Source organism: Streptomyces sp. NPDC006296, assembly GCF_040613235.1.
GTDB lineage: Bacteria > Actinomycetota > Actinomycetes > Streptomycetales > Streptomycetaceae > Streptomyces.
The window spans coordinates 21,348-36,292 of the sequence record NZ_JBEXRT010000040.1; the positions used below are offsets into that span (position 1 = coordinate 21,348).

The 14,945-nt window shown below is 72.4% G+C and carries 18 protein-coding genes; 13 read left to right on the forward strand and 5 right to left on the reverse strand.

Translation table 11 applies throughout. The annotated features are described in order from the left end of the window. Positions 1 to 46 precede the first annotated feature (46 nt). Positions 47 to 628, reverse strand: coding sequence for a hypothetical protein (locus ABZ172_RS24255; protein ID WP_356886418.1), 582 nt, complete (start codon positions 626 to 628; stop codon positions 47 to 49). Positions 629 to 772: 144 nt separating this feature from the next. Between ABZ172_RS24255 and tsaB the strand changes: the two genes are divergently transcribed. From tsaB to ABZ172_RS24290, 7 genes are all read left to right on the forward strand, one after another. Next, complete coding sequence (tsaB, locus tag ABZ172_RS24260; protein ID WP_356886420.1) at positions 773 to 1,411, forward strand: tRNA (adenosine(37)-N6)-threonylcarbamoyltransferase complex dimerization subunit type 1 TsaB; 639 nt, start codon at positions 773 to 775, stop codon at positions 1,409 to 1,411. Further along, positions 1,408 to 1,899, forward strand: a complete 492-nt coding sequence (rimI, locus tag ABZ172_RS24265) for a ribosomal protein S18-alanine N-acetyltransferase (protein WP_356886346.1) — start codon at positions 1,408 to 1,410, stop codon at positions 1,897 to 1,899. Before tsaB ends, rimI begins: the two co-directional genes overlap by 4 nt. Beyond that, a complete protein-coding gene (gene tsaD / locus ABZ172_RS24270) occupies positions 1,899 to 3,005 on the forward strand; it encodes a tRNA (adenosine(37)-N6)-threonylcarbamoyltransferase complex transferase subunit TsaD (RefSeq protein WP_356886348.1) in 1,107 nt (368 codons plus the stop codon). The genes rimI and tsaD overlap by 1 nt, the downstream gene beginning before the upstream one ends. After that, positions 3,002 to 3,271: a hypothetical protein gene (locus ABZ172_RS24275; RefSeq protein ID WP_356886350.1), complete on the forward strand. Its 270-nt coding sequence runs from the start codon at positions 3,002 to 3,004 to the stop codon at positions 3,269 to 3,271. The genes tsaD and ABZ172_RS24275 overlap by 4 nt, the downstream gene beginning before the upstream one ends. Before the next feature lie 125 nt (positions 3,272 to 3,396). Beyond that, positions 3,397 to 3,861 carry a VOC family protein gene (locus ABZ172_RS24280; RefSeq protein WP_356886352.1) on the forward strand — a complete coding sequence of 155 codons (465 nt, stop codon included), beginning with the start codon at positions 3,397 to 3,399 and terminating at the stop codon, positions 3,859 to 3,861. 90 nt (positions 3,862 to 3,951) lie between these two features. Further along, the gene (locus ABZ172_RS24285) at positions 3,952 to 4,224 is read left to right on the forward strand and encodes a DUF1876 domain-containing protein (RefSeq protein ID WP_356886354.1); all 273 of its coding nucleotides are present in this window, start codon (positions 3,952 to 3,954) and stop codon (positions 4,222 to 4,224) included. Between the two features lie 84 nt (positions 4,225 to 4,308). Further along, positions 4,309 to 4,947, forward strand: coding sequence for a hypothetical protein (locus ABZ172_RS24290; RefSeq protein ID WP_356886356.1), 639 nt, complete (start codon positions 4,309 to 4,311; stop codon positions 4,945 to 4,947). Here ABZ172_RS24290 and ABZ172_RS24295 read toward each other — a convergent pair whose 3' ends face one another. After that, positions 4,948 to 6,171 (reverse strand): methyltransferase domain-containing protein, encoded by a 1,224-nt coding sequence (locus ABZ172_RS24295; protein ID WP_356886358.1) that lies wholly within the window; start codon positions 6,169 to 6,171, stop codon positions 4,948 to 4,950. A gap of 90 nt (positions 6,172 to 6,261) precedes the next feature. On the opposite strand from ABZ172_RS24295, the gene ABZ172_RS24300 reads away from it, so the two are divergent. The 3 genes from ABZ172_RS24300 (at position 6,262) to groL (ending at position 9,756) form a co-directional block, all read left to right on the forward strand. Further along, a complete protein-coding gene (locus ABZ172_RS24300; RefSeq protein ID WP_356886360.1) occupies positions 6,262 to 7,200 on the forward strand; it encodes a polysaccharide deacetylase family protein in 939 nt (312 codons plus the stop codon). Between the two features lie 523 nt (positions 7,201 to 7,723). Then, positions 7,724 to 8,032 carry a co-chaperone GroES gene (gene groES / locus ABZ172_RS24305; protein WP_003966899.1) on the forward strand — a complete coding sequence of 103 codons (309 nt, stop codon included), beginning with the start codon at positions 7,724 to 7,726 and terminating at the stop codon, positions 8,030 to 8,032. Positions 8,033 to 8,130: 98 nt separating this feature from the next. Next, complete coding sequence (gene groL, locus ABZ172_RS24310; protein ID WP_356886362.1) at positions 8,131 to 9,756, forward strand: chaperonin GroEL; 1,626 nt, start codon at positions 8,131 to 8,133, stop codon at positions 9,754 to 9,756. A 205-nt stretch (positions 9,757 to 9,961) separates the two neighbouring features. Here groL and ABZ172_RS24315 read toward each other — a convergent pair whose 3' ends face one another. Beyond that, positions 9,962 to 10,735, reverse strand: a complete 774-nt coding sequence (locus tag ABZ172_RS24315; protein ID WP_356886364.1) for an SDR family oxidoreductase — start codon at positions 10,733 to 10,735, stop codon at positions 9,962 to 9,964. A 64-nt stretch (positions 10,736 to 10,799) separates the two neighbouring features. Then, on the reverse strand, positions 10,800 to 11,474 hold the full coding sequence (locus ABZ172_RS24320) for an MOSC domain-containing protein (RefSeq protein WP_356886366.1): 675 nt from the start codon (positions 11,472 to 11,474) through the stop codon (positions 10,800 to 10,802). An 82-nt stretch (positions 11,475 to 11,556) separates the two neighbouring features. On the opposite strand from ABZ172_RS24320, the gene ABZ172_RS24325 reads away from it, so the two are divergent. After that, on the forward strand, positions 11,557 to 12,447 hold the full coding sequence (locus ABZ172_RS24325) for a LysR family transcriptional regulator (protein ID WP_356886368.1): 891 nt from the start codon (positions 11,557 to 11,559) through the stop codon (positions 12,445 to 12,447). 82 nt (positions 12,448 to 12,529) lie between these two features. Here ABZ172_RS24325 and ABZ172_RS24330 read toward each other — a convergent pair whose 3' ends face one another. After that, positions 12,530 to 12,859 carry a WhiB family transcriptional regulator gene (locus ABZ172_RS24330; protein ID WP_356886370.1) on the reverse strand — a complete coding sequence of 110 codons (330 nt, stop codon included), beginning with the start codon at positions 12,857 to 12,859 and terminating at the stop codon, positions 12,530 to 12,532. Between the two features lie 433 nt (positions 12,860 to 13,292). Between ABZ172_RS24330 and ABZ172_RS24335 the strand changes: the two genes are divergently transcribed. Together ABZ172_RS24335 and ABZ172_RS24340 are read left to right on the forward strand one after the other, a co-directional pair. Further along, positions 13,293 to 13,904: a response regulator transcription factor gene (locus ABZ172_RS24335; protein ID WP_003948568.1), complete on the forward strand. Its 612-nt coding sequence runs from the start codon at positions 13,293 to 13,295 to the stop codon at positions 13,902 to 13,904. Between the two features lie 377 nt (positions 13,905 to 14,281). Further along, a complete protein-coding gene (locus ABZ172_RS24340) occupies positions 14,282 to 14,857 on the forward strand; it encodes a sigma-70 family RNA polymerase sigma factor (RefSeq protein WP_356532885.1) in 576 nt (191 codons plus the stop codon). The last annotated feature ends 88 nt before the right edge of the window (positions 14,858 to 14,945 follow it).

Here is a 14,945-nt window from a genome sequence, read left to right on the forward strand (position 1 = left end):
GGCCGCCGCCCGGGACGCGGTACGCCCCGGGCCGCCTGCGGTCAGGTCAGGGGACGACGACGACCTTCGCGCCGACCGTGGCGAAGGTCCACATCTCGTCGCCGTCGGCCCGCTTCATCCGCACCCCGCCGGTCTTCATCGTGGGGTCGGGGCTCTGCATCGAGCCGTCCTGGGCGGCGCTGAAGCCCACGGACACGTCGTCGACGTTCGCGAAGCGCACCACGTGCTCGATCAGCACACCGTCGGAGCCCTTGATGGTGCCCGAGCGCGAGGACACCGTGTAGACACCCGGCAGCGGGCTCACCGAGCTCGGCATGACGGTGAACGTCCGGAGGGTCTTCTCCTTGTCGTCCACGAGCCAGACCCGCCGGTCCTTCAGCGCGTACACCACCCGGACACCCGTGTCGGAGTCCTCGGGGACCGCGTGCGGGTCCTTCGGCGGCGCCGGCTTCGACGAGGGAGCCGCCGGCGAGCTGGAGGGCCCGGCCGGAGCGGCGGTCAGGGAGTCGGGCGCGTTCGCCGACGCCTGGTAGGCGAGGAAACAGACCGCGGCCACCGCCGCGGCAGTGAGCCCGGCCACGATTCCCGAGCTGCCCCGTGCCACCGTGAGGTCCCCTTTCACCTGCATCCGTCGCATGTCGTACAAGCATTTACGTCGTACACGCGTATACCCGGCGACGGTACCAGCAGCGAGGAGGGAGCCCGGGACGCTGCACGGGCCGCCGTGGCCCGGTCGGCGGAGCCGTAGGCTGTTCGCGTGCTGCTGCTCGCCATGGATACCGCCACCCCCGCCGTCACCGTCGCCCTCCACGACGGGACCTCCGTCGTCGCCGAGACCGGCCAGGTCGACGCCCGCAGGCACGGGGAACTGCTGCTGCCCGCCGTGCACCGGGTCCTCGCCGAGGCCGGGGTCAAGCTCGACGCCGTGACCGACGTGGCCGTCGGGGTCGGCCCCGGCCCGTACACCGGGCTGCGCGTCGGGCTCGTCACCGCCGCGACCTTCGGCTCCGCGCTGTCCGTGCCGGTGCACGGCGTGTGCACCCTCGACGCCCTGGCGTACGCCGCCGGACCGGAGGGCCCCTTCGCCGTCGCCACCGACGCGCGGCGCAAGGAGGTCTACTGGGCGCGCTACACCGACCCCCGCACCCGGGACGGCGACCCCTCCGTCGACCGGCCCGCCGACATCGCCGAGCGGCTCGCCGGACTGCCCGTCGCCGGTGCGGGCGCGCTCCTCTACCCCGAGGCCTTCCCGGACGCCCGCGGCCCGGAGCACGTCTCCGCCGCCGCGCTCGCCGCCCTGGCCGTCGAACGGCTCGCCGCCGGCGTCGCGCTGCTGCCGCCCCAGCCGCTCTACCTGCGAAGGCCCGACGCCCAGGTCCCGAAGAACTACAAGGTGGTCACCCCCCAGTGACCGCCACGACCGCTGTGCTGCGCGAGATGCGCTGGTGGGACATCGAGCCGGTGCTGGAGCTGGAACACGAGCTCTTCCCCGACGACGCCTGGTCGGCCGGCATGTTCTGGTCCGAACTCGCCCGCACCCGCGGACCCCGGGCCACCCACCACTACGTCGTCGCCGAGGACCCCGCCGACGGGAGGGTCGTCGGCTACGCAGGCCTGGCCTCGGCCGGCGACCTCGCCGACGTCCAGACCATCGCGGTCGGCCGCAGCCGGTGGGGCACCGGCCTCGGCTCCGAACTGCTGACCGACCTGCTGCGGCACGCCACCGCCCTCGAATGCACCGCGGTGCTGCTGGAGGTCCGTGTCGACAACACCCGCGCCCAGAAGCTCTACGAACGCTTCGACTTCGAACCCATCGGCTTCCGCAGGGGCTACTACCAGCCGGGCAACATCGACGCACTCGTCATGCGCCTGACCGTACAAGGAACAGAGACAGACTGATGGCTGACGAACCGCTCGTACTCGGCATCGAGACCTCCTGCGACGAGACCGGTGTCGGCATCGTGCGCGGCACGACGCTCCTCGCCGACGCCGTCGCCTCCAGCGTCGACACACACGCACGCTTCGGCGGCGTCGTACCCGAGATCGCCTCCCGCGCCCACCTGGAGTCGATGGTCCCCACCATCGAGCGCGCCCTCGGGGACGCCGGGATCAGCGCCCGCGACCTCGACGGCATCGCGGTCACGGCCGGCCCCGGACTCGCCGGGGCGCTGCTCGTCGGGGTCTCGGCCGCCAAGGCGTACGCCTACGCCCTGGACAAGCCGCTGTACGGGGTGAACCACCTCGCCTCGCACATCTGTGTCGACCAGCTGGAGCACGGCCCGCTGCCCGAGCCGACGATGGCGCTCCTGGTGAGCGGCGGCCACTCCTCGCTGCTGCTGGCCCCGGACATCACCAACGACGTACGGCCGCTGGGCGCGACCATCGACGACGCGGCGGGCGAGGCCTTCGACAAGATCGCCCGGGTACTGGACCTCGGCTTCCCCGGCGGCCCGGTGATCGACCGGCTGGCCAGGGAGGGCGACCCGAAGGCCATCGCCTTCCCGCGCGGACTGAGCGGCTCGCGGGACCCCGCGTACGACTTCTCCTTCTCCGGCCTCAAGACCTCGGTGGCGCGCTGGATCGAGGCGAAGCGCGCGGCGGGCGAGGACGTCCCCGTCCGGGACGTGGCGGCGTCCTTCCAGGAGGCCGTCGTCGACGTCCTCACCCGCAAGGCCGTCCGGGCCTGCAAGGACGAGGGCGTGGACCACCTGATGATCGGCGGCGGTGTCGCGGCCAACTCGCGGCTCCGGGCGCTCGCCGAGGAGCGGTGCGCGAAGGCCGGGATCAGGCTGCGGGTCCCGAGGCCCGGGCTCTGCACGGACAACGGGGCGATGGTCGCCGCCCTCGGCGCGGAGATGGTCGCGCGCAACCGCCCGGTGTCGGACCTCGGCCTCTCGGCGGACTCCTCGCTGCCGGTCACCGAGACCCATGTGCCGGGTGCGCACAGCCACGCGCACGGCCATGACCACGTGCACGAGATCAGCAAGGACAACCTCTACTCATGACCGTCGCCCTGATGTGGGAGGCCCGCGCCGCCGAGGGCCGGGGCGCGGAGCTGCTGGCGTGGGCCGGGGCGAGGGCGGCCGAGCTGGCCCCCCGGCCGCTGCGCGGCGAGCTGCTGCGCGCCCCGCAGGACCGGGTGCTCGTGCTGACCTGGTGGGACGCGGCGTACGACGACGAGCTCCCGGAGCTGCCGGAGCCGGACGCCGGGCTGGTCACCCGCGCCGTGCACCGCTGGCGCTTCGAGTCCCTCGGTCCGGCGGGCGGCTGATCCGGACCGGGCGCCTCCCGGAACCCCGGGCCGGTGTGCGCGTGTCCCGATGAGTTCCGGGTCCTGCCGGGGTCTACCTTGCACAGCGTCCCGCGGAGCGGCGCGCCGAGTGGAGGAGAGAGACCATGCAGAAGATCAGGCCCTGTCTGTGGTTCGACGGCCAGGCCCGGGAGGCCGCGGAGTTCTACGTGTCCGTCTTCGGCGGCGACTCCCGCATCGTCGAGGTCACCCGCACCACGGACGCCGCGCCGGGGGAGACCGGCACCGTCCTGACGGTGGAGTTCGTCCTCGCGGGCCAGGAGTACCTCGGTCTCAACGGCGGCCCCCAGTTCCGGTTCAGCGAAGCGGTCTCGCTCAGTGTGGACTGCGTGGACCAGGCGGAGGTCGACCGGCTGTGGGAGCGGCTCACCGAGGGCGGTGAGGAGAGCATGTGCGGGTGGCTGAAGGACCGGTACGGCCTGTCCTGGCAGATCGTCCCGCGCGCCCTGCCCGAGCTGCTCGGCGGCCCCGACCGGGCCCGGGCGGACCGGGCGATGAAGGTGATGACGGGGATGCGGAAGCTGGACGTGCAGGCCCTGCTGGACGCCTGACCCGAACCCCGCACGGCGCGTGCCGCACGCCGTGCGCGGGCGGGGCGACGGGCGCACCCTGGAGACAGGAGATCCCGGGAGGTGACCGTCATGATGGAGACCACCGTCGGATGGCATGTCGAGCTGGAGTTCGAGGAGGACAGCCACCGGACCCGTGCCGCCGCGATGGTGCGGCTGAGCGACGGGACCGAGGTGCGGGCGCACGGCTACGCCAGCCGTCACCCCACCGACGCGCAGCAGCCACGGGTGGGCGAGGAGATCGCCGGGGCCCGTGCGCTCAACGAACTGGCGATGAGGCTGCTCACCAAGGCGCACGACGAGATCGACGAGGCGGCGGGCCGGACGTCCTACCCGCTGACCTGACCCGCACCGCCGGGCCACCGCGAGCCCGCCGTGGGGCCGGGGCGGCGCGGGGGAGCGGGGTGCGGGCTCGGTAACCTCGGAGCCATGCCCAGCAGTTCACCGCTCCCGCCGCCGCCCCCGCCCGTCGGAATACGTTCCTGGCCCGACCGGGACGCCCTGCTGAGGGACCGGGCGGTGGTGCTCGGTGAACTGGTCACGGGGTTCATCGGGCCCGCACGGCTCGGGATCCTGTGGATGTGGGCGGGTACCGCCGCGTTCGGCTGGTCCCTGGTGGGAGCCGCCTGGCTCATGTTCGAGGACGCCCTCGGCGCGTTCGACGCGATCCCGGGCGTCTTCTGCCTCGCGGGCGGCGCCGCACTGCTCGTCCCCGCCGTCGTCCTCCTCGCCGTCGGCGCGGCCCGGGACCTGCGGATCCACCGGCTGCTCGTGGCGTGGGGCGGTCTGGACCGCGATCCGGCGTGGGACGCTCCGCTGCGCAGGCCGCGGGCGAGCCTCGCCTGGCTGCTGACCTCGTTCCCGCTCTGCGCGGTGGGCCTGTTCGCCTGTGTCGCCGTCCCGGCGACCGCCCGGGCCGGCGAGCAGACGTACGGTCTGGTGGCCCTGCTGATGGGGCTCGGATTCCTCGCGTGGCTGACCGGACTGACCGGCCTCGTCAAGGCGTTCGCCCACCGCCGCTGGGTGCTCCGGGTGCTCGCCGGGGCGCCGGCCGCGGTGGACGCCTGATCAGGGCCGTGCGACCGGCTGCCCGATCAGCATCGTCGGGGCCCCGGCCACCCGGGTCAGGAACACCGTGGCCGCGTGCGGTCCCTGGAGCTTCATCCTGCGCCGCAGCTCCTCGGGTTCGACCGCCGAGCCGCGCTTCTTGACGGTCAGGACCCCCACCCGGCGCTCCCTCAGCAGCGCCTTCAGCTTCTTCGTGTTGAAGGGCAGCTGATCGGTGATCTCGTAGCCGGAGACGGCGTCCGAGGCGTACTCCCGCTCACTCGTGACGTACGCGATCGTCTCGTCGATCAGCCGCCCGCCGCACGCCTCCGCGATCCGGGCCACCAGATGGGCGCGGATGACGGCGCCGTCCGGCTCGTACAGATACCGGCCCACGGGACCGACCGGCGGGGCGGGCGGCCGGCCCCCGGAGACGAGGGTCGTGCCGGACGGCAGCAGCGTCGCCCGGAACGCTCCGGGTGTGAAGCCCTCGCCGAACCACAGCACGGCCTCCTTCACGTCGCCGCCGTCCGAGATCCACTCGGCCTCGGCCTGCGGCGCGATCGCCTCGTGCGGGACACCGGGGGCGATCTTCAGCGCGGCGCGCGGCGCCGCCAGCGCGGCCCCGGTCGCCCAGGAGAGCGGCGGCGAGTAGGCCTCGGGGTCGAAGATCCTGCCCCGCCCGCCGCGCCGCGCCGGGTCGACGAAGACGGCGTCGTACGGGGAGGTGTCGATCCCGGTGACATCGGCGCACCGCACCTCGACGCGGTCCTGGAGACCCAGCGCCTCGGCGTTGGCACGGGCCACCTGCGCGGTGAGCGGGTCGCGGTCCACGGCCAGCACCGAGATGCCCGCCCGGGCCAGGGCGATCGCGTCGCCGCCGATACCGCAGCACAGGTCGGCCACGCTCCGTACACCGAGCGCCGCGAACCGCCCGGCACGGTGGCCGGCGACGGAGCTGCGGGTGGCCTGCTCCACGCCGTTCGGGGTGAAGAACATGCGGTACGCGTCCTCCGCCCCGAACTTCGCCACCGCGCGCTGCCGCAGCCGCGCCTGGCCGAGGGCCGCCGACACCAGGGCGGCGGGATGGGTGCGGCGCAGCCGGGTCGCGGTCGCCAGTTCCCGGGCCGGGTCGTGGTCGCGCAGCTCGTCCAGGAGCGCGGCGCCCTCGGGGGTGCGCAGGGAGGCGAAGTCGGCGAGCGGACCGGCGGGACCGGTCCGGTCGGCGGGGGGAAGAGCGTTCACGGATCCATTGTGAGCCAGCCGGGCGACGCACCCGGCCCCCCGGAGGTGTCGCGGTCGGCGGCCCGTGCCGCGGTGGCAGGATGCGGCGCCATGCAGCTAGTAAGACAAAAACACAAAAGAACGGCGAGACCGCACAGAACGGTCTCTGCGGTCCTCGTCGCCCTGATGATCGGAGCGGTCGCCTCCGGGTGCGCCGACGGTGCGGACGAAGGGGCCGGAAGCCCTCCGGAACCGGCCGCCGGGCAGCCGGGAGCCGCCGCCGGGAAGGCGCCCGCCGCGGCCGAGGCCGAGGCCCGGCGGCTCAAGCGGGAGCTGGCCGCCCGCGTCGCCGTCGCGCGGAAGTGGGGGCTGGCGAAGGTGCCGCTCACCGCCCCCGCGCCGCCCGCCGTGAAGCCGCGGATCACCACCCGCAAGGGATTCGAGGTGGAGGGCGGGGAGACGCTGCCGCCGGTCTTCACCACCGTGCCCACCAAGGAGCGCATCGTCTTCCTGACGATGGACGACGGGGCGGAGAAGGACCCCGAGCTGCTGCGGATGATGACCGAGCTGAAGATCCCGTACAGCGCCTTCCTCAGCGACTACGTGGTCAGTGACGACTACGGCTACTTCAAGGACATGCAGGAGAGGGGGGTCACCCTCAACAACCACACGCTGAACCACCGGTACCTCCCGGGGCTCTCGAAGGAGGAGCAGCGGCGGGAGATCTGCGGCGAACAGGACAAGATCCAGAAGCACTTCGGGAAGCGCCCCACCCTCCTGCGGCCGCCGTACGGCAACTACAACGGCGACACCCTGCGCGTCGCCCGGTCCTGCGGCATCAAGGCCGTCCCCCTCTGGGCGGCCGAGGCCTTCCCGGACCACATGGAGTGGCGCGAGTGGGACCAGGACCTGCACCCCGGTGACATCATCCTCACCCACTTCCGGGGCGAGGAGGACTGGAAGGGGTCCATGGCGGACATGATCCGCCGCGTCATGAAGACCGTCACGGACAAGGGGTACGCCGTGGCCAGGCTGGAGGACTACGTCTGACGGGTCCGCGGCGGCGCGGGCGCGGACCTCGTGACGGGGCGTCCGCTCGGCCCGCGCCGCCGTCGGCCGCTGACGGCGCCGCCCGGCCCGTACTCCCCGGTGCCGCTCCCGAGCCCTGCGGCGCCGCCCGCGCCGCCCTCGGTCCCTTGTGCCGCCCACGCCTTCCGGTGCGTCCGCGCGGCCCTCGGCCCCTCGCGCCGTCCGTCCCCCGGTGCCGACCGGGCCTCCCGCGGTCCGCCGTCCGGTCCGGGCCGTTCTCCTCGTCCGGGCCGGAACGCCGCGGCCCTCTCCCGCGTTGACCGGGCGTGCGCCGGTCCCGCGACGCCACGCGAGGGTGGTGAATTGGCACTCCGCTTGACCGAGTGCTAATCGCGGTCATAGTCTCAGTGCTGGCACTCCCCGAGGGAGAGTGCCAGCACCACTGTGCGACAGGGCAGGTCCGGCACCCGCGACGACGGATCGACCTGGTCGCCACCCACAGACTGTTAAACCCCGTGAGATCTCCGAAGGGGGAGACCGGATCGTGTCGACCACCAGCTCCAAGGTTGCGATCAAGCCGCTCGAGGACCGCATTGTGGTCCAGCCGCTCGACGCCGAGCAGACCACGGCTTCCGGCCTGGTCATTCCGGACACCGCCAAGGAGAAGCCCCAGGAGGGCGTCGTCCTGGCCGTGGGCCCGGGCCGCTTCGAGAACGGCGAGCGCCTTCCGCTCGACGTCAAGACCGGCGACGTCGTGCTGTACAGCAAGTACGGCGGCACCGAGGTGAAGTACAACGGCGAGGAGTACCTCGTCCTCTCGGCGCGCGACGTTCTCGCGATCGTCGAGAAGTAGTTCACCCACGTTTGCTTCTGTTCTGCGCCCCTGGCCCCCTGCGAAATAACTAGCCGGGCGGCGAGGGGCGCAGTTCGTTTGAGAGGACAGCTCAGCCCATGGCGAAGATTCTGAAGTTCGACGAGGACGCCCGTCGCGCCCTTGAGCGCGGCGTCAACAAGCTTGCCGACACGGTGAAGGTGACGATCGGCCCGAAGGGCCGCAACGTCGTCATCGACAAGAAGTTCGGCGCCCCCACCATCACCAACGACGGTGTCACCATCGCGCGCGAGGTCGAGCTCGACGACCCGTACGAGAACCTCGGTGCCCAGCTGGTGAAGGAGGTGGCGACCAAGACCAACGACGTGGCGGGTGACGGCACCACCACCGCCACCGTGCTCGCCCAGGCCCTCGTACGCGAAGGCCTGCGCAACGTCGCTGCGGGCGCGTCCCCGGCCGCCCTGAAGAAGGGCATCGACGCCGCCGTGAAGGCCGTGTCCGAGGACCTCCTCGCGACCGCCCGCCCGATCGACGACAAGGCCGACATCGCCGCCGTGGCCGCGCTCTCCGCGCAGGACCCGCAGGTCGGCGAGCTCATCGCGGACGCGATGGACAAGGTCGGCAAGGACGGTGTCATCACCGTCGAGGAGTCCAACACCTTCGGCCTGGACCTCGAGTTCACCGAGGGCATGGCCTTCGACAAGGGGTACCTGTCCCCGTACATGGTGACCGACCAGGAGCGTATGGAGGCCGTCCTCGACGACCCGTACATCCTGATCCACCAGGGCAAGATCGGCTCCATCCAGGAGCTGCTCCCGCTCCTGGAGAAGGTCATCCAGGCCGGCAGCTCCAAGCCGCTGCTGATCATCGCCGAGGACGTCGAGGGCGAGGCGCTCTCCACCCTCGTCGTCAACAAGATCCGCGGCACCTTCAACGCCGTCGCGGTGAAGGCTCCGGGCTTCGGCGACCGCCGCAAGGCCATGCTCGGTGACATCGCCACCCTCACCGGTGCGACCGTCATCGCCGAGGAGGTCGGCCTCAAGCTCGACCAGGCCGGTCTGGACGTGCTCGGCACGGCCCGCCGCGTCACCGTCTCCAAGGACGACACGACCATCGTCGACGGCGGCGGCGACTCCGCCGACGTCAAGGGCCGCGTCAACCAGATCAAGGCCGAGATCGACGCCACGGACTCCGACTGGGACCGCGAGAAGCTCCAGGAGCGCCTCGCGAAGCTGGCCGGCGGCGTGTGCGTGATCCGTGTCGGTGCCGCCACCGAGGTGGAGCTCAAGGAGAAGAAGCACCGTCTGGAGGACGCCATCTCCGCGACCCGCGCCGCGGTCGAGGAGGGCATCGTCTCCGGTGGTGGCTCCGCTCTGGTGCACGCCGTCAAGGTGCTGGACGGAAACCTCGGCAAGACCGGCGACGAGGCCACGGGTGTCGCGGTCGTGCGCCGCGCCGCCGTCGAGCCGCTCCGCTGGATCGCCGAGAACGCGGGCCTCGAGGGCTACGTCATCACCTCGAAGGTCTCCGACCTCGACAAGGGTCAGGGCTTCAACGCCGCGACCGGTGAGTACGGCGACCTGGTGAAGGCCGGCGTCATCGACCCGGTCAAGGTCACCCGCTCCGCCCTGGAGAACGCCGCGTCCATCGCGTCGCTGCTGCTCACGACCGAGACCCTGGTCGTCGAGAAGCCGGCCGAGGAAGAGGCCGACGCCGCCCACGGCGGCCACGGCCACTCCCACTAGTACGCCCGGCACGCAGCACCGAGGCCCGGTACCCCCGTCGCGGGGGCACCGGGCCTCGGTGTTCTCCGGGGGACCGCCGCGCCGGGCGCGGACCGGTGAGCCTCGGCCCCTTCCGCGCGGGGGCGGGGCGAAGCGCGCGGCCCGCGGGTGCCGCGGGTCGCCCGGGTCCGTGCAGCCCACAGCGTCGCGGGCGCCCCGGTCCGGCCTACTCGGGACCGTACGTCCGGCCCGCGCGGGTGGTGACACCGCCGAGCAGGCTGCGGGGCGTCAGCTTCACCAGGCCCATCAGCGCCTTGTAGCGCGGGTCCGGGATCGACACGGACCTGCCCCGGGCCAGGTCCTCCAGGGCCGCGGCCACCAGCTTGTCCGCGTCGAGCCACATCCAGTCCGGGATGTTGCCCGTCCCCATGCCGGCCCGCTCGTGGAACTCGGTCCGTACGAAGCCGGGGCACAGCGCCATCAGCCGCACTCCCGTACCCGCCAGGTCCTTCGCCGCGCCCTGGGTGAACTGCACGACCCACGCCTTCGACGCCCCGTACGTCCCGCGCGGCAGGAAGGCGGCGACCGAGGCCACGTTGACCACCCCGCCGCGCCCGCGCTCCCGCATCGAGCCCGCCGCGGCCGAGGTCAGTCGCAGCACCGCCTCGCAGTGCACCTTCAGCATCGTCAGCTCGTCGGCGACGGACACGTCCAGATAGCGGCCCTTGTTCCCGAAGCCGGCGTTGTTGACCAGCAGGTCGACCGGGCTCACCCGGTCCGTCAGCCGGGCGGCGACCGCTTCGATCCCGGCATCCGTGGACAGGTCGGCCGTCAGCACCTCGGCCTCGATGCCGTGCCGGTCGTGCAGCTCCGTGGCCTGGGCCCGCAGCCGCTCGGTGTCGCGGGCAGCCAGCACCAGATTGTGCCCGTCACCCGCGAGCCGCCGTGCGAAGGCGGCCCCGATCCCCGCCGTCGCGCCCGTAATCAGTGCAGTCGTCATAGGCGGCACGTTAGCGTCCGCCCGAACGGGGTACCGACCCGCACACATCCCGGGCGGAAGACCCTCAGGAGGAGAGCCCCCGCTTCTCCACCCACGCCCGCGCCGCCCGCAGCGTCTCCGTGTGCAGCGCGTCCCCCGCGTCGAGCAGCCGGGGCAGCAGCTCCCGCTCCGTGGTCGTCGCCCGGAACTCCAGGGCCGCGGTGATGTCGTGGCCCGGCACGTGCACCACCTCGACCGGATCCCCGGAGCGGATCGTGCCCGGCTCGATCACCCGGAGGTACGCGCCCGTCGCCCCCTCGCGCGTGAACCGCTTCACCCAGCCCCGCTCGCCCAGGTGCCCGGCGAACGTACGGCAGGGGATGCGGCCCGCCGTGACCTCCAGGACCAGCGCGTCGCCGATCCGCCAGCGCTCCCCGATCCGTGCGCGGCTCACCTCGATCCCGAGCGTCGTGAGGTTCTCGCCGAACGCGCCGTTGGGCAGGGGACGGCCGAGCCGCTCCTCCCAGGCGTCCAGCTCCTCACGGGCGTACGCGTACACCGCCTGGTCGGTACCGCCGTGGTGGCGCAGGTCGCACACCGCGTCACCGGCCAGACCGCTGCCGCCGGTGCCCTTCGGGCCCGGGTCGTCCACCCGCACCGGGGCGTCGGACGGCTGCTTGCCGATCCCGGTGAGGCCGTCGGCCGCGTCGGAGTGCGCGGAGGGGGTGGGACGGCCGAGATTCACGGTGAGCACCTTCATGAACAGTCAGGTTAGCCGCGCGGTTCTCAAAGGTGCTCATGATTATTCGGCTGATTCTGCAAGCGTCCCTTATGGTTGAAGGGTGATCGAAGCCCGTCATCTCCGTGTCCTGCGCGCCGTGGCCACCACCGGTTCCTTCTCCGCCGCCGCCCGCGAGCTCGGCTGCACCCAGCCCGCCGTCAGCCAGCAGATGAAGGCACTGGAGACCTCGGCGGGCACCCCGCTGCTGATCCGCACCGGCCGCGAGATGCGCCTCACCCAGGCGGGTGAGGCGCTGGTGCGGCACGCCTCCGGCATCCTCGCCGGACTCACCGCCGCCGAGGAGGAGGTCGCCGCGATCGCCGGACTGCGGGCCGGCCGGGTCCGGCTGGTGTCCTTCCCCAGCGGCAGCTCCACCCTGGTGCCCGGCGCCCTCGCCGCCCTCCGCGCCGCGCACCCCGGCACCCAGGTCTCCCTCGTCGAGGCGGAACCGCCGCGTTCGGTGGAGATGCTGCGCGACGGCGACTGCGACATCGCCCTCGCCTTCCGCTACGGCACGGTCACCGGCGAATGGGACGACCTGGTCGTGCGCCCGCTGCTCAGGGACCGGCTGATCGGCCTGGTGCCCGAGGGGCACCGGCTGGCGGACAAGGACGCGGTGGGCATCGGGGAACTCGCCGACGAACCCTGGATCGCCGGCTGCCCGCGCTGCAGGCGCCAGCTGGTGGAGGTCTGCGCGACCTCCGGCTTCACCCCCCGGATCGACTTCGCCACCGACGACTACCCGGCGGTGATCGGACTCGTGGGCGCCGGGCTCGGCGTCGCCGTCCTGCCCGGCCTGGCTCTCGAATCGGTACGCCCCAAGGGGGCGCGCACCGTGACGGTGGAGCCCGCCGTGGAACGTGAGGTCGTCGCCCTCACCCTGCCCGACCTCGCCCGGGTCCCCGCGGTGGCGGCCACCCTGGACCAGCTGTCCCTGGCCGCCACGCGCTGACCCCGCCGCACCCGGTGCGAGTACGGCGGCGGGGCGTCCGCAGTGGAGGAACGTTTCTGCGTCAGACGGTCCGTCCGGGGCGTCAGGTGCGGCCGGACTCCTGCGGCGGTCCCGAGTGGGCGGAGATCAGACGGTTGCGGGCGCGGCCCATGAGCTCCTCGCGCTCGTCCTCGGTCAGGCCGCCCCAGACGCCGTAGGGCTCCCGGACCGCGAGCGCGTGCGCCGCGCACTCGGCGCGCACCGGGCAGCGCATGCAGACCTCTTTCGCCGAGGTCTCACGGGCGCTCCTGGCCGCTCCGCGCTCGCCTTCGGGGTGGAAGAAGAGCGAACTGTCGACCCCGCGGCAGGCTGCCAGCAGCTGCCAGTCCCACAGGTCCGCGTTGGGTCCTGGAAGGCGGGAGAAATCTGCCATTGCGTGTCCCCTCGAAACCCTTGCTGGTTCGGAAACGGCATGTCGGCCGTCGCCGCTCGTCACTGCTCGACGGTGACCTGAGTCCCGACGGTACATCTACGGTCTTAGTAGATGTAAATATGACTGATGGCGAATCTAGCCATAGACGCCACCAAAAGGGAAGAAAACCCGCTAAATGGGGCAGGTCGAAGAGTGGAAGATCGATTGACGGGTGAACGATCCCGTGTCGCTCTCCTCCGTGAACGACCCCTCACTTAGAGTGCCGAACCGGATGCTTCGGCCCGTAACTCTTTCGAGTGACCGTCGTTGATGAGGGGGAGGCGGTTGACGCAGAACGAGCTCGGGCAGATGTCCGAGGGGGTCGACCGCACAGGTGACGACTTGTATCAGCCTGGAGGCTCAAGGTGACGCGCATCAGCTGCGGAGGACGGTCATGACATCCGTCCTCGTCTGCGACGACTCCCCGCTTGCCCGAGAAGCGCTCCGCCGGGCGGTTGCGACCGTGCCCGGTGTCGAGCGCGTGACGACCGCGGCCAACGGCGAGGAAGTCCTCCGCCGCTGGGGGGCCGATCGTTCGGATCTGATTCTGATGGACGTACGCATGCCCGGCCTGGGGGGTGTGGAGACGGTCCGGCGGCTGCTCTCTGCGGACCCCGGGGCCAGGATCATCATGCTGACCGTCGCCGAGGACCTGGACGGGGTCGCCCTCGCGGTCGCCGCCGGAGCCCGCGGCTATCTCCACAAGGACGCCTCGCGCGCCGAGCTGCGGGCGACCGTCACCCAGGCGCTCGCCGACCCGACCTGGCGGCTGGCCCCGCGCCGGCTGCGGTCCGCGGAGATGGGCGCGGCGCCCACGCTCACGGCGCGGGAGATCCAGGTGCTCGAAGGCATGAGCCACGGCCGGTCCAACGCCGAGATCGGACGCGAGCTGTTCCTCTCCGAGGACACCGTGAAGACCCACGCGCGCCGTCTGTTCAAGAAGCTCGGGGCGTCGGACCGCGCGCACGCCGTCGCACTCGGCTTCCGCTGGGGCCTCGTCCGCTGACGCCGCCGCGCGGCCGGTAGCCGTGCGATCCCGTCCGCACGCCGGCGGACGGGGCGACGGTGGCGGCGGACCCGCGGCCGGGTCGTCCCCATCAGCGCTGTGTGACGCTTCCCGGCCGATGCCGCATCCTTGGGGTGGTGGAGTTCCTCGGGGAACATTCGGTCGAGCGGAAGGGGAGGGCGCAGGACATGACATCCGGCGCACCCGCTCAGAACGCAGGGGCACGCACGCACCACGCCGACGGCGCACCGGCGGACGCCTCCGCCGGGCGCCCCGACGCGCCCGCCGGCGGTGCGGGCGCCGCCGCTGATAACGCTTCGGTGCACAACCCGGGACGCGATGGCGCGGATCGGACGGCGCCGGGGCACCATGGTCCGATGCGTGAGGACGGGACGACGGTGATCGGTGCTCTGGTGCACCAGGCCGTCGACGGTGACGCGCAGGCCACCCACGACCTGCTGGCACACGTCCACCCCCTCGCCCTGCGCTACTGCAGGTCCCGGCTGAACCGGCTGCCCGGTGACGCCCGTCACTTCGTGGAGGACCTGGCACAGGAGGTCTGCGTCGCGGTGCTGATGGCGCTGCCCAGGTACAAGGACACCGGCCGGCCCTTCGAGGCCTTCGTCTTCGCCATCGCGGGCCACAAGGTCGCCGATCTCCAGCGCGCCGCGATGCGGCACCCCGGTTCGACGGCCGTGCCCTCGGACGAGATGCCGGAACGCCCCGACGACTCGCTCGGCCCCGAGGAGCGGGCCCTGCTCAGCAGCGACGCCGCCTGGGCGAAGAAGCTCCTCGCCAATCTTCCGGAGAACCAGCGGGAGCTGCTGGTCCTCCGGGTCGCGGTCGGACTGACCGCCGAGGAGACCGGGCAGATGCTCGGGATGTCCCCCGGCGCCGTCCGGGTCGCCCAGCACCGTGCGCTGAGCAGACTGCGGGCCCTCGCGGGCCAGTGACGACCGGTCCGGCGGACTCCGGCGGTGTGGAGGATGCCACAGAACCGCCAGGTGATCTTGCTCGTGGAATGAGACACCCCGCGAGGCC